Annotated in this window: 7 protein-coding genes; all 7 read left to right on the top strand. The window is 38.6% G+C overall.

The window, feature by feature from the left end:
• The first annotated feature begins 379 nt into the window (after positions 1–379).
• The 7 genes from AB1414_14040 (at position 380) to AB1414_14010 (ending at position 5710) form a co-directional block, all read left to right on the top strand.
• The gene (locus AB1414_14040) at positions 380–529 is read left to right on the top strand and encodes a hypothetical protein (GenBank protein MEW6608542.1); all 150 of its coding nucleotides are present in this window, start codon (positions 380–382) and stop codon (positions 527–529) included.
• A 243-nt stretch (positions 530–772) separates the two neighbouring features.
• A complete protein-coding gene (locus AB1414_14035) occupies positions 773–1222 on the top strand; it encodes a hypothetical protein (protein ID MEW6608541.1) in 450 nt (149 codons plus the stop codon).
• 408 nt (positions 1223–1630) lie between these two features.
• Positions 1631–2314 (top strand): hypothetical protein, encoded by a 684-nt coding sequence (locus AB1414_14030; GenBank protein MEW6608540.1) that lies wholly within the window; start codon positions 1631–1633, stop codon positions 2312–2314.
• A gap of 624 nt (positions 2315–2938) precedes the next feature.
• Positions 2939–3160: a hypothetical protein gene (locus tag AB1414_14025; GenBank protein MEW6608539.1), complete on the top strand. Its 222-nt coding sequence runs from the start codon at positions 2939–2941 to the stop codon at positions 3158–3160.
• Complete coding sequence (locus AB1414_14020; protein MEW6608538.1) at positions 3157–3606, top strand: PIN domain-containing protein; 450 nt, start codon at positions 3157–3159, stop codon at positions 3604–3606. Before AB1414_14025 ends, AB1414_14020 begins: the two co-directional genes overlap by 4 nt.
• A gap of 183 nt (positions 3607–3789) precedes the next feature.
• The gene (locus AB1414_14015) at positions 3790–4524 is read left to right on the top strand and encodes a glycosyltransferase (protein MEW6608537.1); all 735 of its coding nucleotides are present in this window, start codon (positions 3790–3792) and stop codon (positions 4522–4524) included.
• Between the two features lie 628 nt (positions 4525–5152).
• Entirely contained in the window at positions 5153–5710 is a 558-nt protein-coding gene (locus AB1414_14010) for a hypothetical protein (GenBank protein ID MEW6608536.1), read from the top strand.
• Positions 5711–5869: the final 159 nt, after the last annotated feature.

Raw genomic sequence — 5869 nt, 5'->3', positions numbered from 1 at the left:
ATAAGATTTTGGCACTACAAACCGATTTTGACGAATCCAAAATGTGCAAGTTGCTGATATAACAGGACTTATATTTTTAGAGACAGTGAAAAATATCCTGAATTAGCGATTTTTTCATGAAGTTGGGAAGAGATTTTTCTTGAGATTTTTCTTGACAACAATATTAAAAAGGTGTAATATCTATATCATAGAATAAATCTTTTAGTAAGCAAAAACGAATTTCGTCTATTAAATGTTAGCCCGCTGCGAAGAAACAGACTCGGAACGGGAGTGACGAAGAAGTAGCTTGGAACAGGAGCAATGAAGAAGCGGTTCGGAGAGGAAGTGGCGAAGAAGTAGAGTGGAGCATCAGCGAAGAAATGGACTCGGAACGGAAGTGATGAAGAAGTATTCTGGAGCAGAAATAGCGAAGAAGTGGCTTGGAAGAGGAGCAGAGAAGAACCAGATTCGGAGCAGGAGTGGTAAGGAAGTGGCTTGGAGCAGAAGCAGCGAAGAAGTAGTATGGAGAGAGGAAGTGACAAAGAAATGAATTGCTAACAAAACAATGAACCTGACAAAGCAGGTTATTTTATCGTTAGCCCACAGAAGAAGTGGTAGAAAAAGCAACTCGGACGAAAAGTGGTGAAGATGGAACTCCGAAGAAGATGGGGCTCGGTCTCCAGAAATAGATGATTACAGCAAACAAACAAAATGAACCAGACGAAACATTAGCTGATTGACGATAAGAGATTCAATAATTACGAAAACTGTCCTATCCGTGGAGAACTAATCAATGGCAGCAAAAAGAAAGACCAAGAAAAAAAGAAAAAAGTGCCAAAGTAAATATGGAAGTCTTATAGACAAGTTAAAAGAAAAAGATTTACTTGAAGGGAAAAAAGTTGTTTTTCAACCGAGCCGTGAAGTAAAAATGTCTGAAGAGATAGAGAACTTTGTAGAGCCATACATTGAATTTGTTAATACTTATGAAGACTACAACAAGTTGATATCATTAGCAGTTGTGGCTTGGAATGCCGCTTTGCTTCCAGAACATAAACGGAAAGATATGCTTAACGAAATTATTGCTAATTTGTCGTTTTCCGATACTGAGAGTTTAAGGGAGATTATAGAAACGATGATAGATCGCAAGAGAAGATATTTTTCTGACAACAAAAGATTCGTTGTAGAGTATCACTTGTCTGAATTAAGAAAGGGGTTCCATTTATCCATAGCTTCAACGTTGTAAGACATAGAAGGGGAGGTATTGGAGGTATTGGGGTCAAACCTTGATTATTGAATTCACTTATTGAGCTTACTGAAATGAGATAGTTTAGCAAGCCAGAAGAAAAGAAAAAAGACGGCGGAGTGGAGTTTTTTTCTAACAAATCGCTGCAGCTGACGGCGGGGGCTGGGACGTGATTATGAAAGTTTTTTGGTTTAACAAAGTTTTATTTTGCTTACAAAGTTTAGTGCTAATTCCCCCCGCCGCAGCTGAGCTCAATCGTTAGACAACATCTGTAAGTAAATTGCAAATGTAAGGTAGAGATAGGAGGCATAAGCGACCTCCTATAAACTTCAGATATAACAAGTTGTATGAAATGGTTGATACAAATATTTAGCACTTTTTGGATTAATGTTTTTGAGGAGGTGGATAATGTTAACCGAGGTTTTTAAAGGAGTAGAGCTTATAATAAATGCTGTAAAAGGGACAAGAACTTTGGAAAAGAAACGTCAGAAAGTTGCCAAACAACTGTTAAAAATTTATTTGGACATTGAAAGGATTATTGAGAGAGGAAAAGATATCTTATCTTTTCTAAAAGGAGACACTACCGTGGTTCGAAACGTTGCGTTTGGCAAATTAATGGCACAACAAAGAGCTTTACAGAATATAATTGACGACCTTAACGATAAGAATATTGTATCTCTCCTGAAGCTTCACTTACCTAAATTCAGGAATCTTAAAGGCCTATTTCATCCAAAATGTGAACAAATCGGGTTCTTTATATCCCAACTTGTTACAAGCAAGGAACTTTCTGATACGGACAGAAAAGACTTTTTATCTCGATTAGACCAAAATAAGATTGAATCCAGCCGTAGTTGGGAAGATATAGCGTTACTAGAAATGGGACAGCCAATGGATCTTATGCGTATACCAACGACTAATTACTTTTTCTTTCGTCGAATGGAAGACAAAGATATACAAGAGATACCTGTAAGGATATTTGCTACTTCAGATCATATCCGGGAAGCAGAGACAGTACTGACACAAATTGAAGAATTAGGGGAAGAATTGAGATTATTTTTGATCGATAAATTTAAATTTGAAGATATACTATAGTACTTAAACATTCTGATACTTTGAAATACAAGTATTTAATTAGAGAGTAAATATGGTTCTATTAATTGTCTAACCCATCGCTGCACCTGACCCTCAACCGCTGGCGCGGTTTCGGGCAGGTGAGCTCAATCGTTAGACTAATAAAAATAATCACACAGAGACACAAAGTCACAAAGGAATTGAATAAAACAATAAACCTTTGTGTTCTTTGTGGCTTTGTGTGAGAAAATAAAAAGGAGATATTTTAGGGGCAAACCGTGAATGTGGAATGCACAATAATTCGGTGAGGCAGAGGAAAAGGAAAAGACAGCGAATCAAATCTTTTGTCTAACCCTGCGTTGCAGTTGACGGCGGGGGACTGTGCCGTGGTCAGAGTTTTGTGGTCTCTCAAAGTTTTATCTTGCTATCAAACTTTTGTGGTAATTCTCCCCGCCGCACCTGAACTTTATCGTTAGCCCGCCGCAAAGGAACAGACTCGAAACGGAAGTGGTGAAGAAGCAGCTTGGAAGAGGAGCAATGAAGAAAAGGTTCGAGACGGAAGCGGTGAAGAAATAAAATAAAGAGGGAAAATAGAGAGGGACAGCGACTAATAAAAGCCAAAATTATAGTAAAAAAGGAGCAAATATGCAGAGGAAAATTGCCTTAGGAAGGATTGAAAAAGAAATAGGGAAACTTACACCTCAGGAACAGTTAACATTAGTAATAAGACTTGCTCAGCAGCTGAGAAAAAGTGGTCTTGCTATGAAAAAGGAACTTAACTGGAATAAACTTTATGGAATTGGAAAAGGGTTGTGGAAAGGTGAGGATGCTCAAGAGTATGTTAGTCGTTTGAGGGAGGAGCGATGATGAATATTTCGCATGAATTTGAACAAATCAATACTATTTTTATAGATACAGCACCTATTATCTACTATATCGAAGCCCATTCGCAGTTTGGTCCACTTGTTAAAGAAGTGGTCACCTCTTTTTTGTCAGAACGATTGGTTGCTTTTTCTTCTGTCATAACCCTAACTGAAGTTCTATCTAAACCAGTTGAAGTTGGAGATGAAAAACTGGCAAAGAAATTTGTTGAGTTCCTCAAATATGGAAGAAATCTTAATTTGATAGAAATCTCTACTGATATAGCTGAAAAAGCTGGGAGATTAAGAGGGCAATATCCAGACCTCAAAACAGTAGATTCTATTCAGCTTTCTACAGCTATTGATGTTGGAGCCGATGTATTTCTCACTAATGACAAAAAACTCAAAAAGATAAAAGGAATAAAGGTTTTGGTTTTAAATGATTATTTATGAGGTGGCCAGAATAAAGAGAGACAGCAACCAATAAAAGTCTAACAAATCGTTGCAGCGGACGGCGGGGGACTGTGCCGTGATTGAGAGTTTTGTAGTATTTCAATAGGTAATCGTACTTACAAAGTTTTGTGGTAATTCTCCCCGCCGCACCTGAACTTTATCGTTAGGTGTCAAGAATTTGATATGGAAAAGCCGAAAATCTCATTGATTATTCCTGCATACAATGAAGAAAAATTTATTGGAAAGTGCCTTGAATCAGTTGAGAGAGCAAAGGAGTATTATGGAAAGCCATCTTTGATTGAAACTATAGTGGTCAACAACTGTTCTACTGATAATACAGAAAAGATTGCTCTGGATTATAAAACCAAGATTGTTCTTGAAGAAGAAAGGCGGATTGCCTCGGTAAGAAATAAAGGGGTATCTGTAGCCAAAGGTGATATACTTGCCTTTTTGGATGCCGATAGCACCATAACTCCTAATATGTTTACACTGATTGATGAAGCAATGTCCTGTGGAAAATATATTGGTGGTGGAACGGATGTAAAGCTTGAGAGAAATTCTTTTGGTATTTTTTGCACATATTGCATAACAAAATTTCCTTATATGTGGCTATTTGGTATTATGGTTGGAATGCTATTTACAGGAAAGAAGACATTTGAAGAAATGGGTGGGTTCGATGAATCACTTTATTGTGCTGAGGATTCAATATTTGCGTGGAACCTTAAGAAATTTGGTAAGCAAAAAAGGAAGAGATTTAAAGTCATTACTGATGCTTATGTGACTACTTCAGCAAGAGCTTTTGATGAATTTGGCGATTGGTATTATTTCAGATTTCTCCCAAGGTTTTTAAGGCATCCAGAAAAGGTGATAGCGAATAAGGAATTTTGCGACAGATTCTGGTATAATGTTAGAAGATAAAACAAAAATGGCCACCTAACAAATCGCTGCACCTGACCGCCAACAGTGTAGCGGTTTTTTCAAAGTTTTGTGCCCTATCAAAGGTTAGTAGTCTTTCAAAGTTTTGTGCCCATCCTGTTGGCGGCAGGTGAGCTCAGTCGTTAGCCCGCAGAAGAAGCAGCTCAGAGAAGAAGTGAAGAAGATGCAACTCGGACAGAACCAGCGAAGATGGGACTCGGAGAAGAAACGGAAAGGGGGATAAGGAATTGTGAAAGGGATATGCCGACTTTGTGATAAGAAAGCCGCTTTACAGGAAAGCCATATTATTCCTCGTTTCGTCTATAAGTGGCTTAAGAACTCATCGGGTACAGGTTACTTACGCTTCGGCACAGAACCTAACAAACGGGTACAGGATGGTTATAAACTGCACTGGCTATGCCGGGATTGCGAAACGCAGTTGAATGCTTGGGAAACAGAATTTGCTAATACAATTTTTCATCCTGCAAATAATGACACAGGAAAAAAGATTACATATGGGTCTTGGCTCCTGAAGTTTTGTGTGTCAATCTCCTGGCGAGTGCTTCTTTTCATTATTGAGAAGCAAGAAATTTCTCATTTCTCGCACAAACTTCATTGTGCAAATAGTGCGTTGACAGAATGGAAAAAGTTCATGATGGGGTGTAGGCTACATCCTGGGCACTACGAACAGCACATACTACCATTGGATAAGATTGAGCAGTTCGACTATCCAAACATACCTCCGAATATTAATCGGTATATTCTTCGCACTATAGATATTGACGTAGTCATTAGCGAAAGGCAATCTTTCGTATTTTCGAAATTGGGTAGATTTATCATTCTTGGATTTATTGAAATGCCACAACCAAGGCAGTGGGAGGGAACGAAAGTTCACATAAATAGGGGGGTTATCTGGCCCAGAGATTATCTCCTGCCAGCTGAATTTGGAGATTACCTTATGGATAAGGCACAGAGACTCGTGGATATTCAAGCAAGTATCTCTGACAAACAGAATGAGAAGATTCGAGATACTTACCTGGAGAATATTGACAAGATAGCAGAGTCTGAATCCTTTAAAGCAATGGATCAGGATGTTCTCCTTTTTGGGAATGAAGCTTTTAAGAAAGACAACAAAAGGGGAAGAAAGGGGTTTGGTCTACACATGTTACAAAACAAGGTAGAGAGATAAACTGCAAAAAAAGGAGTTTTGGGGTCAGACCTTGAATGTGGAATGCACAATAATTCGGTGAGGCAGAGGAAAAGGAAAAGACAGCGAATCAAAGCTTTTGTCTAACCCTGCGTTGCAGTTGACGGCGGGGGACTGTGCCGTGGTCAGAGTTTTGTGGTC

This window comes from bacterium (genome assembly GCA_040755795.1).
In the GTDB taxonomy this organism is placed as follows: domain Bacteria; phylum UBA9089; class CG2-30-40-21; order CG2-30-40-21; family SBAY01; genus JBFLXS01.
Note: the sequence above shows the minus strand (reverse complement) of the source record. Positions and strands in the feature narration are given on the sequence as shown.